Genomic DNA, 15,831 nt, shown 5'->3' with positions numbered 1-15,831 from the left:
GGCTGCAGAAGGACAGTTATTGTTGTTGTGTCTTCCACGACAGCTGGAAGAGTGTGCGTTGATTACAGCCTTCAATTGACGTGCTGACAAATCCTTGGGAGCACTTTTACTGATACTTTTTTGCACTGAGGCGGAAAATTGCTGAAACGATTCGCTGGGAGCGATCGGCTTCCTGCGTGAGCGCGATGCAAATGTGGGAGCGGGCTTGCTCGCGAAGGCGGTGAATCAGCCGACATTTGCGCTGCCTGACACACTGCATTCGCGAGCAAGCCCGCTCCCACACAAGCGGGTTCCCACAGGAGCGCGCGTTTTCAGGCGAGGTTCTGCTCGGTCAGGCGCTGCACCGCCAGGCGCCGGTAGTGCGAGGGGGTCATGCCCTTGAGCTGCTGGAAGCGGCGGTTGAAGTTGGAGATGTTGTTGAAGCCTGACTCGAAGCACACATCGGTCACGGCCTTGTCACCATCGGCCAGCAGCTCGCAGGACTTGCTGATACGCAGGCGGTTGACGAATTCGATGAAGGTGCGGCCGGTGGCTTGTTTGAACACGCGGGAGAAATAGGTGGGTTTCATGCCGAGGTATTCGGCCACCTCTTCCAGGGACAGCTCCCGCGCGTAGTGGGCAAAAATGTAGTCCACCGCGCGGTTGGTGCGGTCGATGCTGTGTTCATCCGCCAGTTGCGGCGTGGTCACGCCGGAGAGCAGTTGGTAGTCCTCGCAGGCACTCAGCACTTCCATCAGGATGAAGAAGTGCCCCAGGCGCGCCATGCCTTGGGCGTCCTCGATGCGCTGCATCAGGGTCATGGCCTGGGCGATGGTTTTCTTGCAGCGAAATTCGATGCCGTATTGCGCCCGTTCCAGCAGTGGCGCCAGGGTCTTGAGCTCGGCAAAGACATGGCTGCCGCCGTCGAACAGCTCGTCGGTGAAGTTCACCAGCATGTCGCGCTTGGGCACCACTTCGTCCTCGGCCACCTGGCTGATCCAGTTGTGGGGCAGGTTGGGGCCGGTGAGGAACAGGCTTTCCGGGTAGAAGTTGCCGATGTAGTCGCCGATAAACACCTTGCCGGAGCTGGCAACGATCAGGTGCAGCTCGTATTCCTTGTGGAAATGCCAGCGCACCAACGGGCACGGGAAGCCGTGTTGGCGATAGATGATGGACAGACCGTTGTGATCGTCCATCAGCTCGTAGGATGGATCGGTGATTCTCGCTGCTCGGGTCATGCTGCAGTCGCTTTATTGTGGTTGCGAAAAGGATAATGCCCCCTTGCGCGCCACCTCGCCAGCGTCTGTGTCTACAGCGTACGGTTTTTCGCCTCGATCCACTGCGCCATGTACTGGGTACTTTTGTGCAGGTGGTGGCGCAGCATGCTGCCGGTGAAATTGTTCCGACGGTGCTCGGCCAACTGGCGGCGGCACTGCTCCAGGCGCTCCACCAGGGCCGGGCCGTGGAGGTCGTGGGCGTAACGGCGGGCCAGTAACTGCCGGCCATCTTCCTGGGCCTGGGTCCAGCGTGGCGGGTCTTGATACAGCGCAACCGCCGCAGCCGCCAGTGCACCGGCGCTGTGTTCGACCACGCCGGGCCACGGTTCGCCCATGGCTTCGGCGCCAATCGGTGTGGTAACGCTGGGTGTGCCGCAGAGCATCGCGTCGGCCAGCTTGCCCTTGATCCCGGCACCAAAGCGCAGTGGCGCCAGGCAGATACGCGCAGCGCTCATGACCTGCAATGCATCCTCGGCCCAATTCATCACGTGGAAGCCCTGGGCCGGGTTGTGCAGGGCGGTGGCCTTGGGTGGCGTATAGGCGCCGTACACGTGAAGTTGAGCGCCGGGCAATTGCTGGCGGATCAGCGGCCACACACTGTTCTTCATCCACAACACCGCATCCCAGTTCGGCGCATGGCGGAAATTGCCGATGCTCAGGAAGTGGGCACGGTCCTCAAAGGGGGCAAAGGCTTCGGTGGGCGGCGCCAGCATCAGCGGGCACCAGTGGAGCAGGGCAGCGGGCACCTTGAAGTGTTCGGTCAGCAACTGGATTTCCACATCGGAGATCATCAGGCTGATGTCGCAGCGGTAGATCGCAGCGATCTCGCGCTTGGCCAGGTCGGTATCGGCCATGTCATCGAATTCGGCGGCCAGGTCCCGGCTGAACAGCGCGTCGAAGTCATCAGCTTCGGGGTGCGCCTTCAGGAAATCCTTGAGGCGCTGGTGGCGGGCGTCCCGCAGGCTTTGCAGGTCGGATGCTTCCAGCACCCGAAGAGCATTCGGGCAGGATTTTTCCACGCGCCAGCCGAACTGTTCTTCCATCATGAAACGGTCGAACAGCACGATATCCGGAGCCAATTGCTGGATAAACGCGTCGAAACTGCTGTTATTCAACTCGATCGCGCATTCGCGAATGCCCAGGGCGGGCAGGTCGGCCTTGTGTTCGCCGGTGACCGCCGGGCTGCTGAAGGTGATGTCCCAGCCTTGGGCCAGGAAACTCTCCAGAATCTGCATCATGTGCCCGCTGGCCGCCGAGGAGCGAGGCTCTGGCCAGACGTAGCCAATGACCAGGACTTTGGTGGCGGGCTGATTCATCGACAACGGATTCCTTGAAGGGCTGGGCAAAGGCGCGCAATTAAACCACAGCCCCTCAAGTTCCGGCGCACTCAGCGGAAGATGTTGACCGGCGTCGGCAGCGTCACCAACCCTACATAACCGTCCCAGAACTGCTTCTGGTCCACCGCGAAGACCACCTTGGCCTTTTGCGTGCCGACCGGCGCGCCTTTCTTGTAGCCCAGTGCCCGGCCGTAGTCGGCGCCGAAGGTGGCATCCACGTCCACCCACAGCTCGCGGGATTCGGTGACGATCCCGGGGTTCACGAGAAACAGTGCCGGCAGGCTGTCCCAGGTGAAGCTGTGGTAAGCCGGGTCCTTGGCGAACAGTGGCCCGAACTCGTGCTTGTACAGGTCGGCAATCGGGCCTTTGTGTGCGATCACCCGCTCATACACCGACTTGTCGAAGGTGACTTTCTCACAGACATCGTTGGGAAAAATCACGTGTTCGATGGGCGAGCGCAACACGATCTTCGCCGCCTCCGGGTCGAACCACCAGTTGAACTCCGCCGCCGGCGTGGTGTTGCCCGGAATCTCCAGCGCGCCGCCCATGTACACGATGCGCTTGATCAGCGGCACGATGTCCGGTGCCGAGCGAATCGCCAGGGCAATGTTGGTCAGTGGGCCGACCGCCAGGATCGTTACCTCGTGGGGGTTGGCCCGTACGCTGTCGACGATGAACTGGGCGGCGGTTTCTTTGCGCAGCCTGGTGTGGGTCGCCAGGCCGTCCGGTGGCGCGACCAGTTGTGAGGCACTGGTTGGCCGCGGGTTCTTGAACGCACCCGGCCAGCCGGAACCGAACAGGGCTTTTTCCGCCTCATAGGTGGCGTAGTCATGCAGCAGCGGGTAGGCGGCGCCGGAATACACGCCGACTTCCTTCTCCACACCCATGCGTTCCACCGCCTTGAGGGCGTCGACCTGTTCCTGGTCGACCCAGGCGTTGCCGCTGACCAGGGTCATGCCCAGCAGGTCGATGCGTTTTTGCCCGTGCAGCTGGGCGAGCATGATAAAGGCCTGGCCGTCATCGTTGAGCACGTTGAAGTCGGTGTCGAAGATGACCTTTTCTGCGGCCTGCGCCGTACCGGCACACAGGCCCACGGCGACAAGCAGGGCACAGCGCTTGATGAAACCTTGCATGGAGACTCACCCGAAAAATTGTTGTTGTTAGCGGTTTACCAGCTTCGCCGGCAAGGCGATCACCAGGAAGCTGCTGAGAATCAGGCAGCCGGCAAAAAACCACAAGGCCCCTGCGCTGCTGCCGGTGACGTCAATCGCCACGCCCATCAGCGAGTTGCTCACCAGGCCCGCGATGTTCGCCAGCGAGCAGGCCAGGGCAAAGCCGGTGGCCGCTGCGGTGCCTTTCAGGAAGGTCGCCGGCAGGCTGAAAAACACCGGCACCGCACCGATGATCGCCGCCGAGGCAATCGCAAACAGCGCCACGGTGGCGACCACGTTATGGGTGAAGAACGTACTGGTAGCCATCGCCGCCGCGCCGATGAAGAACGGCACGATGATGTGCCAGCGGCGTTCGCGGTGTTTGTCGGAGCTGGCGCCGATCAGCAGCATGCCCAAGAGTGCCGCTACGCTGGGCAGGGCCGTGAGGATGCCGATGTGGAAGGTGTCGGTAATCCCGGCGTTGCGGATGAATGTGGGCATCCAGAACCCCATGGCATAGGCACTGAGCAGGATCGAGAAGTCGATACCGCCGAGCATCCACACCTTGAGGTTGAAGAAGCCGTCGCGGAAGCTGTGTTTGCTGCCGGCACCGTCGGCGTCATCCTTGCGCAGCTCGCTTTCCAGCAGGGTTTTTTCTTCCGGCGACAGCCACTTGGCTTGCTGATAGGTATTGGGCAGCGCCCAGAAGGTCCACACACCGAGCAGCACGCTGGGCACCGCTTCGATCAGGAACAGCCACTGCCAGCCGCGCAGGCCGGCCATGTTGTCGAAGTGGCCCATGATCCAGCCCGACAAAGGGCCGCCGATCACGCTGGACAGCGGCAGGCCGATCATGAACAGGGCGATGATCCGCCCCCGGCGATGGGTGGGAAACCAGGTGGTCAGGTAATACAGCACGCCCGGCAGAAACCCGGCTTCGGCCGCACCCAGCAGGAACCGCAGGATGTAGAACTGGGTGGTGGAGGTGACCAGCATGGTGCAGGCCGACAGCAGGCCCCAGGTGATCATGATGCGGGCGATCCAGATCTTCGCCCCGACCTTTTCCAGGATCAGGTTGCTGGGGACTTCGAAGATGATATAGCCGACAAAAAACAGCCCGGCACCGAGGCCGAACGCGGTTTCGCTGAAGTGCAGCTGGTCGAGCATCTGCAGTTTGGCGAAGCCGATGTTGATGCGGTCCAGGTAGGCCGCGAGGTAGCAGAAACACAGGAACGGAATCAGCTTCCAGGTGATCTTGTGGTAGAGCGTGTGGACCGGATCGGCGACCGTAGTCGCGGGCGCTGCATTCGCAATGGGCATTGGGGTGTCTCCTGGCGGTGACTTATGGTTTTTATACGGCCGCTTTTTCAGCACTTCGGAGTGCTGTGAAAGCGACTTCCAAAGGCAGTGACAGAAGACTGAGGTGCCCTGTTGGAGGTGATCAAGTGTGGGAGCGGGCTTGCTCCCACATTCGACTGCATTCCAGCGTGGGCGCTCAGTTTTTTCCGGACCACGCTCTTTGTCGTGGTTCCTGTTGACGCGTTATTGCTCCTTGAACTTGCTCATCGCCTCCTGCTTGCTCACCACGTCGCCGTACTTGCTGTCGATATCAAACAAGTTGGCTTCATGGGGCGCCGGGTGGCGGTCGCCGACGCATTCGCGCACGACGATGGTACGAAACCCGTGTTGCACCGCATCCACTGCGGTGGCCCGGATGCAGCCGCTGGTGGAACAGCCGGCGAGCACCACGGTGTCGATGCCCTGGGCGTGCAGCATCGGGGCCAGGCTGCTGCCGAAAAACGCGCTGGCGTATTGTTTGGTGATGACCACTTCATTGGCCAGGGGCAGCACTTCGGTGCAGAAGGCGGCGAGGGGGTTGCCCTCGACCATGTCTTTCATCACCGGGGCCTTTTTTACCCAGATACCGCCGTCGGCGAAATGGCCCGGATGGTAGCGGATATTGGTGTGCACCACGCTGATTCCGTGACGCCTGGCGCAGGCCAGCAGCTCGACGCTTTCGGCCACGGCGATGCGCACTTCGGGGGCAAACAGTGGCGCGCCTTCGGTGGTATAGCCTTGCATGAAGTCGATCATCAGCAGGGCGGATTTTTTGCCGAAGCCGATTCGGTTACCCCAGACGCCCTGGTAGTTGGCGTCGGCGGATTGTTCGCTCATCTTTCAGTCCTCGGTAATGGACAGTGCACATAACCTTGTGGCGAGGGAGCTTGCTCCCGTTGGGCTGCGTAGCAGGCCTGTTTTTTTGGGGGCGCTTCGCACCCCAGCGGGAGCAAGCTCCCTCGCCACAAAAGCGTTTTTAGTAGGCTCCCGACAGGAGGGCGCCGGCGCCGGGGACGATGGGTTCCAGGTCCAGGGCCTTGAGCATGGCGTAGGTGGTGGCGATGGCGGCGGTGAGTACCGGCAGGCCGGTCTGGGCTTCGACCTTCGCGACCACGGGCAGCGACTGCATTTGTACGCAGGCCGACAGTACGATTACGTCGACACCTTCCAGGTTCATCCCGGCAACAATCGCCGGCAGGTTGGCCGGGTCGTGGCGGGCCACTTCGAGGTTGTCGGGGATTTCCAGGGCGCGCCAGTCCACCACTTCAAAGCCTTCTTCGCGGATGTAGTTCACCACCAGTTCGGTCAGCGGTTTCATGTACGGCGCAACAATGGCGATGCGTTTGGCGCCCATGACTTTCAAGCCTTCGATCAGGGCGCCGGCGCTGGTGATCACCGGGGCGTTGGCGTCGTTGTCGGCGGTGGCCTTGCGCAGGCGTTGCTCGGACTTGCGGTGGTAACCCAGCCCCATGGCCATGATCGCTACCAGGCAGGCGTAGCCCAGCACGTCGACCTTGGCGTCGGACAGCTCGATGGCGCAACGGTCGGACTCACCGTCCATGGCCGCCAGTTCTTCCTTGCGCACTTGCTTCATGCGCATGCGGCTGGAGTGAAAGGTGAAACGTTCCGGGCGGATCGCCTGGCGCGCGTTAAGCATCGCCGGGATCTCGGTTTCCATGGTGGTGTTGGAGCTCGGCACAATCTGGCCGATGCGATAAGGCTTGAGCATGATGGTCTCCGTTATGCAGTCAGGGGCTGGCCGAGGAAGTCGCCGAAGGCAGCGAAAAAGCCTTCAAGGTCGTCCCAGGGGATCATGTGTCCTGCATTTGGCACATGGGCGACCTGTAGGGTCGGCTGTAACTGTCGGACTTCCGCGACATCTTCGGCCTGAATTACACCGCCGCGTCCGGCAACAATCAGCAGGGCAGGAGCCTCCAGGTGCGGCAGGTCCTGATGGAAATCGACGGTATGGAAGTCATTGAACGCACGCACGATCGCCGGCTCGTAGCAGGTGTGCAGCCATTCGGCGCGCAGTTGCAGTTGTTCCTCGGTCCAGGTGGCGCAGAAGGCGCGCATCGCCTCTGCATCCATGCCGACCTGGGATTGACGAATCGAATCGACGTACCACGGCAGTTTGCTTGGGTATTCGCGGCGACCCGGGCCGGACATCGGCGGGTCGATCAACACCACGCGGTTGACACTTTGTGGATGGCGCACCGCACTGCGTACGGCAAACCGCGCGCCCATGGAATGGCCGACCAGGTGATAACTGTCGAGCTTCAGGGCGTCGGCAAACGCGCCAATGTCATCGGCGCAGGTGTCGGCGCTGTAGTCCAGCTCCGGTCCGGTGGACGACAGGCCGCGACCGCGCACGTCCAGCACGTAGGTGTCGAAGTGCAAACCCAGGCGTTCGGCGACAAAACCCCAGGTAATCGCCGGGCTGGTGATGCCGGGAATCAGGATCAGTGCCGGGCCCTTGCCGCCGTAACGCAGGTAATGCTGGCGGATACCGTTGGCCTGGACGTTGCCGCCATAGAGAAAGCTGCTCACGCCGCCACCCCCGATTTCAGTTGCTGGGCGTAGAGGTCATAGCCGTAGACCCAGTCCGGATCTTCCTGGGTGCGCAGCCAGGTGTTGGCGTTGGACACGGCCTGCACCCGGGACGCGCGTTCCTTGCGGTTCGCTTCATACAGCTCGAACGCGGTGCGGTAGTCGCCGATCCCTGTTTCCTGCAGGCAGCGCGTCAGCATCGCGGCGTCTTCGATGGCCATGCCGGCGCCCTGAGCCATATGGGGTTTCATCGGGTGGCAGGCATCGCCCAGCAATACCAGGCGACCACGGCTCCACAACGGCAGCGGGTTGCGGTTGCGCAACGGCCATTTGGTCACGCTTTCGGTGGATTCGATCAGGGCCTGGACGGTCGGGTGGTAGCCCTTGAAGGCGTCGAACATCTCCTCCCGGCTGCTGTCGACGAAGGCGCCCTGGAAGTCCCATTCCGGGTGCGGCACGCCGGTGACGTAGTAGTACTCGTCGCGCTTGCCGGTGGTGTAGTAGACCATCATGTGCCGGTCCTCGGTCCACCACTTGATGCAGTCTTCGAACTTCAGGTCGTACTTGGCCAACTGGTCGCCACGGATCAGCGCACGGTGCGCGACCCAGCCGCTGTACAACGGTTTTTCGGCACCCAGCAGCTCTTCACGAATGCGCGAGTTGATGCCGTCGGCACCGATCACGATGTCGGCGTAGGTTACCTCGCCGTCGGCGAAAGTCAGGCGCACCTGGGTATCGGTTTCTTCAAGGGTTTCCAGGCGCTTGTTGAAGTGCAGGGTGCCGGGCTTGAGAGTGGACATCTGCAGCGCGTGCAGATCGCCGCGATGCACGGTGATGTAGGACGCGCCGTAGCCAGTCAGGGGAATGCGTGACAGGTAGTCGCCGGTTTCACCATCGCGGCTGAACCAGTGCTCGGGGTGCGACCCCATCAGGTCCAGCTGTTTTTCGATGCCCATGCGGCGGAAGATTTTCATGATGTTGGGGCCCATGTGGATCCCGGCACCCAGGCGGGAAAACTCCGGCGCCTGCTCGTAGATGTCCACGTCGAACCCTGCCTGTTGCAGCAGGGTGGCAGCGGCGGCACCGCCAAGGCCGGCGCCGACGATTGCGATTTTTTGTGTGCTTCCCATGGGGCGTGGTCCTCTTTTTCGAATAATGGCCGGCGGCGTCTGTCCGCAAGGTTTTTAAAGTGTATACGCTCATTTTTTCAAATGAAAAGCCCACGCCTGAAAAATTGTTTTTTTGGCCATATCGATCCCTTGTAACCGGTTATCTCCATATATAACTGGGCTTGTGTGGATTCGTAACGTTTTGGCGTGGTGCTTGCAGTCCATGATGAAATCAGTTCTTATCGTGATTAATTGGCGTATACGCTATAAAAACGCACTAGAGTGAAGCGCCCTGCAAGATCTTGGTGCAGCAGCTGAGGAGACAGGAAATGCCGGTAAGTGATTGCGAACTGACCCAGATGTTTGAGCATGTGTTGAAGCTCTCGAAGGTCGACCCGACCCAGAGCGTCGCCGTGCTCAAGAGCCATTACTCCGACCCGCGCACCGTGCGCGCCGCGATGGACGCTGCGCAGCGCCTGGGGGCCAAGGTGTATGCGGTGGAGTTGCCGTCGTTCAACCATCCCCGGGCGATGGGCAATGACATGACGGCCTACTGTGGCGACACTGCCCTGACCGGCAATATCGCGGCGCAGCGGGCGCTGGAAGCGGCAGACCTGATCGTCGACACCATGATGCTGTTGCACTCGCCGGAGCAGGAACAGATCCTCAAGACCGGCACGCGCATCCTGCTGGCGGTTGAACCCCCGGAAGTGCTGGCGCGCATGCTGCCGACCGAAGAGGACAAAGTGCGCGTGCTGGCCGCTGAAGAACTGCTGAAAAAAGCCCGCTCGATCCACGTCAAATCCCGCGCCGGCAGTGATTTCCGGGCGGCGCTGGGGCAATACCCGTCCGTCACCGAATACGGCTTTGCCGACGAACCGGGACGCTGGGACCACTGGCCGAGCGGCTTCCTGTTCTCCTGGCCCAATGAGGAAACTGCAGAGGGCGTGCTGGTGCTGGATATCGGCGACATCCTGCTGCCGTTCAAGACCTACACCCGGGAGAAAATCACCCTGGAGATCGAGAAGGGCTTCATCACCAGAATCCACGGTGGTTTCGAGGCCGAATACCTGCGCGACTACATGAAATACTTCGACGACCCCGAGGTATATGGCATCTCCCACATCGGCTGGGGCCTGCAGCCACGGGCGCAATGGACGGCCATGGGCCTGCACGACAAGAACGACGGCATGTGCATGGACGCCCGCGCGTTCTACGGCAACTTCCTGTTCTCCACCGGCCCGAACACCGAAGTCGGCGGCACCCGCAAGACGCCGTGCCACATGGACATCCCGCTGCGCAATTGCGACGTCTACCTCGATGATGAGGCCGTAGTCATCGCCGGCGACGTCGTAGCCCCCAAGGCCTCCCTGGCCCACTAAACATCCAATGTGGGAGCGGGCTTGCTCGCGAATGCGGTACGTCAGTCACACATGCGCCACCTGACACACCGCATTCGCGAGCAAGCCCGCTCCCACATTTCAACCGCGTTCCGGCAATGAGATCCTTGAGTCATTTCCACAACCCCGCCATCATGCCACCCCATCGACCACCGCCTTCCCGAGCCCGCCGTGCCTGATTCCTACGTTTTCTCCGAGCAAGTCGGCCACCTGCTGCGCAAGGCCTACCAGCGTCACCTGGCGATCTTCCAGCAGAACGTCGGCGACTCCCAGCTCACCGCCGTGCAGTTCGTCACCCTGTGCGCCCTGCGCGATCACGGTGCAAGTTCGCTCACCGAACTGGTCAAGGCCACCGCCGTCGACCAGGCGACCATCCGTGGCATCGTCGAACGCCTCAAGGCCCGCGAACTGATCACCCTCGAACCCGACCCGCAGGACAAACGCAAAGTCGTGGTCAACCTATCCGACTCCGGCGCCGCCCTGGTGCAGCAAACCGTGCCCTGCGCCGCCACCATCACCGAACTGACCCTGAGCAACCTCAACCCCGCCGAACGCGTCGCCGTACTCTTCCTGCTACGCAAAATGATCGAAGACCCCCAAACCTGACCCCGATCCCCTGTGGTGAGGAAGCTTGCTCCCGCCGGACTGCGCAGCAGGCCCATCTTTTGGGGTCGCTTCGCAACCCAGCGGGAGCAAGCTCCCTCGCCACAGCTATTCATCCATCTTCTGGCACCGTTTTTGCTCTACGTTGATGTAGTAACCACTTCACCCGTCAAGTGTGTCGCGAGACCCCAGGTACGCGACGCTTTTTTTTGACTGTTTGATGTAGTGGACACTTCACCAAATCCAACGGGCGAAGCGAATGACCAGCCAGAACATCACGGTAACGCTTGAGGTCAACGGCCACACCAGCGAAGTCAGCGCAATGGCCGACACCCCGCTGTTGTTGATCCTGCGCAATGACCTGCAACTCAACGGCCCCAAATACGGCTGCGGCCTGGGGGAGTGCGGCGCCTGCACGGTGATCATCGACGGCGTGGCTGCACGCTCCTGCGTCTTCCCCCTGTCGGGTGCCGTGGGCCGCAACATCGTCACCCTCGAAGGCCTCGGCACCCGCCAGACCCCGCACCCGGTGCAGCAGGCCTTCATCGATGAACAGGCCGCCCAGTGCGGCTACTGCCTCAACGGCATGATCATGACCGCCAAGGCCTTGCTCGACCGCAATCCCAACCCCAGCGAAGCCGAGGTGCGCAGCGAACTGTCGGGCAACCTCTGCCGCTGTGGCACCCATATCGAAATCCTCCGCGCGGTGCTGCGTGCCGCCCGCCAAATGCCTTGAACGTGGATCGATGACCATGACTGACGCAATCCCTTCCCGCGACCAATGGCTGGCCAAGGCCGGCGTCCTGCTGATCGTCGACGATGTGCTGCCACCTTCGGGGCCGGTGGCCAAAGGCGGCACACCGACGGTCAAGCCCAAGGAGCTGGGGCTGTTTATCGCAGTGAACGATGATGGGCTGGTGTACGCCTTCAACGGGCACGTGGACCTGGGCACCGGCATTCGCACCTCCCTGGCGCAGATCGTCGCTGAAGAACTGGACCTGACCATGGACCAGGTGCGCATGGTGCTGGGCGACACCGAGCGTGCGCCGAACCAGGGCGCGACCATTGCCAGCGCAACCTTGCAGATCTCCGCGATTCCGCTGCGCAATGCCGCCGCCGAAGCCCGGCGTTTCCTGCTGGCGCGGGCGGCGCAACGCTGGTCCGTAAATGCTCAAAGTCTCAAGGTCGACGCAGGCGTTATCCGCGGCGAAGACGGGCGCACCATCACTTATGGCGAACTGGTGACGGGCGAGCATGACCAACTGCGCATCAGCGGCGATGCACCGCTCAAGGCCACCGCCGATTACCGCCTGGTGGGCAAGGGCGCAGCCCGGGTGGATATCCCGGGCAAGGCCACCGGCGAACTGACGTACGTGCACGACATGCGCGTGCCGGACATGCTCCACGGTCGGGTGATCCGCCCACCGTATGCGGGCCTGGATTGCGGTGACTTTGTCGGCAACAGCCTGCTGAAGGTCGACGAGTCTTCCATCGCCCATATCCCGGGCATTGTTGCGGTGGTGGTGATCCGTGATTTTGTCGGCGTGGTGGCCTTGCGCGAAGAGCAGGCAATCAAGGCCGCCCAGGAACTGCAGGTGCACTGGAAACCCTGGAACCACCCACTGCCGGACATGAGCGATGTGGAGCAGGCAATCCGCGACAACCCGCGGGTACGCCGCACCGTGCTCGACCAGGGCAACGTCGACGCAGCCCTGGCCGCCGCCAGCCAGCGCATGCCGCGCACCTACCTGTGGCCATACCAGATGCACGGCTCCATCGGCCCGTCCTGTGGCGTGGCGGATTATCAGCCCGGTGGCAGCCGCGTCTGGTCGGGCAGCCAGAACCCGCACCTGCTGCGGGCCGACCTGGCCTGGTTGCTGGAATGCCCGGAAGCGTCCATCGACGTGATTCGCATGGAGGCCGCCGGCTGCTACGGCCGTAACTGCGCCGATGATGTATGCGCCGACGCCTTGCTGCTGTCGCGTGCGGTGGGCAAGCCGGTGCGGGTGCAACTGACCCGCGAACAGGAGCACCTGTGGGAGCCCAAGGGCACCGCGCAATTGATGGATGTCGACGGCGGCCTGAACGCCGACGGCAGCATCGCCGCCTATGACTTTGAAACCAGCTACCCGTCCAACGGCGCGCCCACCCTGGCGCTGCTGTTGACCGGCCGGGTCGAGCCGGTGGCGGCGATGTTCGAGATGGGCGACCGCACCTCGATCCCGCCCTACGACATCGCGAACATGCGCGTCACCATCAACGACATGGCGCCGATCGTTCGCGCCTCGTGGATGCGCGGTGTGTCGGCGTTGCCCAACACCTTCGCCCATGAATCCTATATCGACGAACTGGCGTTTGCCGCCGGGGTCGACCCGGTGGAGTACCGCCTGCGTTACCTGAAGGACGAGCGCGCCATCGACCTGGTGAAATCCACCGCCGAACGCGCCAACTGGGCACCGCGTACCGCGCCGATGCAAACCGCGAATGAGGACCACCTGCTGCGTGGTCGGGGCTTTGCCTACGCGCGTTACATCCACAGCAAGTTCCCCGGCTTCGGTGCGGCGTGGGCGGCGTGGGTCGCGGACGTGGCCATCGACAAGCAGACCGGCGATGTCTCGGTGACGCGGGTGGTGATCGGGCATGACTCGGGGATGATGATCAACCCCGCAGGGGTGCAGCATCAGATCCACGGCAATGTGATCCAGTCCACCAGCCGTGTGCTCAAGGAACGCGTGACCTTTGAAGAGTCGACCGTGGCGAGCAAGGAGTGGGGCGGTTATCCGATCCTGACCTTCCCGGAAGTGCCGCAGATCGACGTACTGATGATGCCGCGCCAGGACCAGCCCCCGATGGGCGCCGGTGAGTCGGCCTCGGTGCCCAGCGCGGCGGCGATTGCCAATGCGATCTATGACGCCACCGGCATCCGTTTTCGCGAGCTGCCGATTACCCCCGAGCGGGTATTGGCGGCGCTGAATGCAGGCACCCTGGGCGAGCCGGCGAAGTCCCCGGAAAAGCGCCGCAAATGGTTGTTCGGCTCATTGTTCGCCGCCTTTGGCGCGGTGCTGGGCATGGCTGCTACCGCGTGGCCGTTTCACAGCGAAATTGCCCCGATTGCGCCGCCCAGTGCAGGCACCTGGTCCAAGGCCACGCTGGAGCGCGGGCGCTTGCTGGCCGCCGTGGGGGATTGCGCGGTGTGCCACACGGCACCGGGCGGTGCCCCCAATGCCGGCGGGCTGGCGATGCATACGCCGTTCGGCACCCTTTACAGCAGCAACATCACCCCGGATGAGAAAACCGGGATTGGCAACTGGTCCTACCCGGCGTTCGAGCGGGCGATGCGCGACGGCATTGGCCGCGACGGGCGCAACCTGTACCCGGCGTTTCCCTATACGGCGTTTCGCAATATCAACGATGCCGACATGCAGGCGCTGTATGCCTACCTGATGTCCCAGGCACCGGTGAGCCAGGCACCGGTGCCGAATGCGATGAAGTTTCCGTTCAATATCCGGCCGTTGATGGCCGGCTGGAATGCGCTGTTCCTGCGCCGTGGGGAAATCAGCGTGCAGCCCCAGCGCAGCGAGCAATGGAATCGTGGCGCTTACCTGGTCAACGGTTTGGGGCACTGCGCGGCGTGCCATTCGCCGCGCAACCTGATGGGGGCGGAGAAGGGCGGCAAGGCGTTCCTCGCGGGCGGCAGGGTGGACGGTTGGGAAGCGCCGGCCTTGAATGGCTTGTCCAAGGCGCCGACGCCGTGGACCGAAGACCAATTGTTCAGCTACCTGAGCACTGGTTATTCCGATGCCCATGGCGTGGCAACGGGGCCGATGGGACCGGTCGTGACTGAACTGGCGAAACTGCCCAAGACCGACATCCGCGCGATGGCGGTATACCTGGCTTCGCTGAACGACAGCGGCGCCGCCGAAGCGCAGGTGGTGGCAGCTGCGACGGTGCCCAATGCCAATGGGCGACGGGTATTCGAAGGTTCATGCAAGGCCTGCCATGCCGACGGGCAGGGCCCGAAGCTGTTCGGCGTCAGCCCATCACTGGCGACCAATACCAATGTGCACAGCGATCAACCGGACAACCTGATCAAGGTGATTTTGCAAGGGATCAGCACTCCGGCGACCAAGGATCTGGGTTACATGCCGGCGTTCAAGGACAGTTTGTCGAACACCCAAGTGGCGGAGTTGGCCGCCTACCTGCGCGGGCGCTTCGCACCCCATGCACCGCAGTGGGAAGGCCTGGAGCAAACCGTGGCACACCTGCGAGCCAATCCCGGTACCCATTGATTCACACGGTCAAAAAATGTGGGAGCGGGCTTGCTCGCGAAAGCGGTTCGTCAGTCGCCAAATATATTGACTGATACACCGCATTCGCGAGCAAGCCCGCTCCCACATTTAGATCCAGGTTCTACCGTTGGATGGGCGGTGTCACGCATACCCCGCGCAACACCAGATCACTGATAAACCCCAGCCAATCCCGCTGCTGGGTCTTATCCGCCAAATCCTCCCCCAAAAACGAACTCAGCGTGTGCTGGTTGGAGTTATAGAAGTAGCACAACGAAGCAATCATCAAGTACACATGCTTGATGTCCACATCTTCACGAAACAGCCCCTGGGCCTGGCCCGCTTCAATGATCGGCCGCAACACCCCAACTGCCTCCCCGGACAACCGCCGCAGTTCACCCGACTGCTTCGCATGCTTGCCCTGGTGCAGGTTCTCGATGCTCAGGATCGCCACAAACTCGGGATGCTTGACGTAGTAATTCCAGATAAACCCCACCAGCGCCTGCAACGCTTGCACCGGTGCAGTCAGGTCGAGCTTGAGCTTGCTTTCGGCCTTGTTGAACTGTTCATAGGTGTGCTCCAGCACACACACAAACAGGTGCTCCTTGCTGCCGAAGTAGTAATACAACATGCGGTCGTTGGAGTCGGCCTCGCGGGAAATGCTTTCCACACGCCCGCCGGAATAGCCGTCGCGGGTGAAGACCTTGACCGCCGCCTGGAGAATCCGCGCGCGGGTCTGGTCGGCTTGCTGGGCGCGGATACCGGTCTTCTTGATCACCATCGAAAAGCCTCTGCTGCGCG

Annotated in this window: 13 protein-coding genes; 4 read left to right on the top strand and 9 right to left on the bottom strand. The window is 62.2% G+C overall.

Annotated features, from left to right (window positions below):
- Positions 1-311 precede the first annotated feature (311 nt).
- From HX839_RS29135 to HX839_RS29100, 8 genes are all read right to left on the bottom strand, one after another.
- Positions 312-1,217, bottom strand: a complete 906-nt coding sequence (locus tag HX839_RS29135) for an AraC family transcriptional regulator (RefSeq protein ID WP_003215319.1) — start codon at positions 1,215-1,217, stop codon at positions 312-314.
- 71 nt (positions 1,218-1,288) lie between these two features.
- A complete protein-coding gene (locus tag HX839_RS29130) occupies positions 1,289-2,572 on the bottom strand; it encodes a glycosyltransferase (RefSeq protein WP_102369165.1) in 1,284 nt (427 codons plus the stop codon).
- A gap of 71 nt (positions 2,573-2,643) precedes the next feature.
- Positions 2,644-3,726: a nucleoside hydrolase gene (locus HX839_RS29125; RefSeq protein WP_008436139.1), complete on the bottom strand. Its 1,083-nt coding sequence runs from the start codon at positions 3,724-3,726 to the stop codon at positions 2,644-2,646.
- Positions 3,727-3,753: 27 nt separating this feature from the next.
- Positions 3,754-5,064: an MFS transporter gene (locus HX839_RS29120; RefSeq protein ID WP_010169608.1), complete on the bottom strand. Its 1,311-nt coding sequence runs from the start codon at positions 5,062-5,064 to the stop codon at positions 3,754-3,756.
- Positions 5,065-5,286: 222 nt separating this feature from the next.
- Positions 5,287-5,919: an N-carbamoylsarcosine amidohydrolase gene (locus HX839_RS29115; protein WP_003215327.1), complete on the bottom strand. Its 633-nt coding sequence runs from the start codon at positions 5,917-5,919 to the stop codon at positions 5,287-5,289.
- A gap of 139 nt (positions 5,920-6,058) precedes the next feature.
- Positions 6,059-6,811 carry a hypothetical protein gene (locus tag HX839_RS29110; protein WP_003215329.1) on the bottom strand — a complete coding sequence of 251 codons (753 nt, stop codon included), beginning with the start codon at positions 6,809-6,811 and terminating at the stop codon, positions 6,059-6,061.
- An 11-nt stretch (positions 6,812-6,822) separates the two neighbouring features.
- On the bottom strand, positions 6,823-7,632 hold the full coding sequence (locus HX839_RS29105) for an alpha/beta fold hydrolase (RefSeq protein WP_177068078.1): 810 nt from the start codon (positions 7,630-7,632) through the stop codon (positions 6,823-6,825).
- Entirely contained in the window at positions 7,629-8,762 is a 1,134-nt protein-coding gene (locus tag HX839_RS29100) for an FAD-dependent monooxygenase (RefSeq protein ID WP_003215332.1), read from the bottom strand. Before HX839_RS29100 ends, HX839_RS29105 begins: the two co-directional genes overlap by 4 nt.
- A gap of 308 nt (positions 8,763-9,070) precedes the next feature.
- Here HX839_RS29100 and HX839_RS29095 point away from each other — a divergent pair, with 308 nt between their 5' ends.
- From HX839_RS29095 to HX839_RS29080, 4 genes are all read left to right on the top strand, one after another.
- Complete coding sequence (locus HX839_RS29095; protein WP_102369162.1) at positions 9,071-10,123, top strand: 2,5-dihydroxypyridine 5,6-dioxygenase; 1,053 nt, start codon at positions 9,071-9,073, stop codon at positions 10,121-10,123.
- 189 nt (positions 10,124-10,312) lie between these two features.
- On the top strand, positions 10,313-10,747 hold the full coding sequence (locus HX839_RS29090) for a MarR family winged helix-turn-helix transcriptional regulator (RefSeq protein ID WP_003215338.1): 435 nt from the start codon (positions 10,313-10,315) through the stop codon (positions 10,745-10,747).
- Positions 10,748-11,003: 256 nt separating this feature from the next.
- The gene (locus tag HX839_RS29085; protein WP_087692683.1) at positions 11,004-11,480 is read left to right on the top strand and encodes a (2Fe-2S)-binding protein; all 477 of its coding nucleotides are present in this window, start codon (positions 11,004-11,006) and stop codon (positions 11,478-11,480) included.
- A 16-nt stretch (positions 11,481-11,496) separates the two neighbouring features.
- Positions 11,497-15,033 carry a molybdopterin cofactor-binding domain-containing protein gene (locus HX839_RS29080; protein ID WP_177068077.1) on the top strand — a complete coding sequence of 1,179 codons (3,537 nt, stop codon included), beginning with the start codon at positions 11,497-11,499 and terminating at the stop codon, positions 15,031-15,033.
- A 121-nt stretch (positions 15,034-15,154) separates the two neighbouring features.
- Here HX839_RS29080 and HX839_RS29075 read toward each other — a convergent pair whose 3' ends face one another.
- On the bottom strand, positions 15,155-15,811 hold the full coding sequence (locus tag HX839_RS29075) for a TetR/AcrR family transcriptional regulator (protein WP_003215344.1): 657 nt from the start codon (positions 15,809-15,811) through the stop codon (positions 15,155-15,157).
- Between the last annotated feature and the right edge of the window lie 20 nt (positions 15,812-15,831).

It is taken from the genome of Pseudomonas sp. I8001 (assembly GCF_013385345.1).
In the GTDB taxonomy this organism is placed as follows: domain Bacteria; phylum Pseudomonadota; class Gammaproteobacteria; order Pseudomonadales; family Pseudomonadaceae; genus Aquipseudomonas.
This window is presented reverse-complemented; position numbering and strand designations above follow the sequence as displayed.

What these genes read in the sequence shown, in the direction of transcription:
- HX839_RS29135 (WP_003215319.1), bottom strand. Translation starts at nt 1,217, where the DNA reads ATGACCCGAGCAGCGAGAATCACCGATCCATCCTACGAGCTGATGGAC.
- HX839_RS29130 (WP_102369165.1), bottom strand. Translation starts at nt 2,572, where the DNA reads ATGAATCAGCCCGCCACCAAAGTCCTGGTCATTGGCTACGTCTGGCCA.
- HX839_RS29125 (WP_008436139.1), bottom strand. Translation starts at nt 3,726, where the DNA reads ATGCAAGGTTTCATCAAGCGCTGTGCCCTGCTTGTCGCCGTGGGCCTG.
- HX839_RS29120 (WP_010169608.1), bottom strand. Translation starts at nt 5,064, where the DNA reads ATGCCCATTGCGAATGCAGCGCCCGCGACTACGGTCGCCGATCCGGTC.
- HX839_RS29115 (WP_003215327.1), bottom strand. Translation starts at nt 5,919, where the DNA reads ATGAGCGAACAATCCGCCGACGCCAACTACCAGGGCGTCTGGGGTAAC.
- HX839_RS29110 (WP_003215329.1), bottom strand. Translation starts at nt 6,811, where the DNA reads ATGCTCAAGCCTTATCGCATCGGCCAGATTGTGCCGAGCTCCAACACC.
- HX839_RS29100 (WP_003215332.1), bottom strand. Translation starts at nt 8,762, where the DNA reads ATGGGAAGCACACAAAAAATCGCAATCGTCGGCGCCGGCCTTGGCGGT.
- HX839_RS29095 (WP_102369162.1), top strand. Translation starts at nt 9,071, where the DNA reads ATGCCGGTAAGTGATTGCGAACTGACCCAGATGTTTGAGCATGTGTTG.
- HX839_RS29085 (WP_087692683.1), top strand. Translation starts at nt 11,004, where the DNA reads ATGACCAGCCAGAACATCACGGTAACGCTTGAGGTCAACGGCCACACC.
- HX839_RS29080 (WP_177068077.1), top strand. Translation starts at nt 11,497, where the DNA reads ATGACTGACGCAATCCCTTCCCGCGACCAATGGCTGGCCAAGGCCGGC.
- HX839_RS29075 (WP_003215344.1), bottom strand. Translation starts at nt 15,811, where the DNA reads ATGGTGATCAAGAAGACCGGTATCCGCGCCCAGCAAGCCGACCAGACC.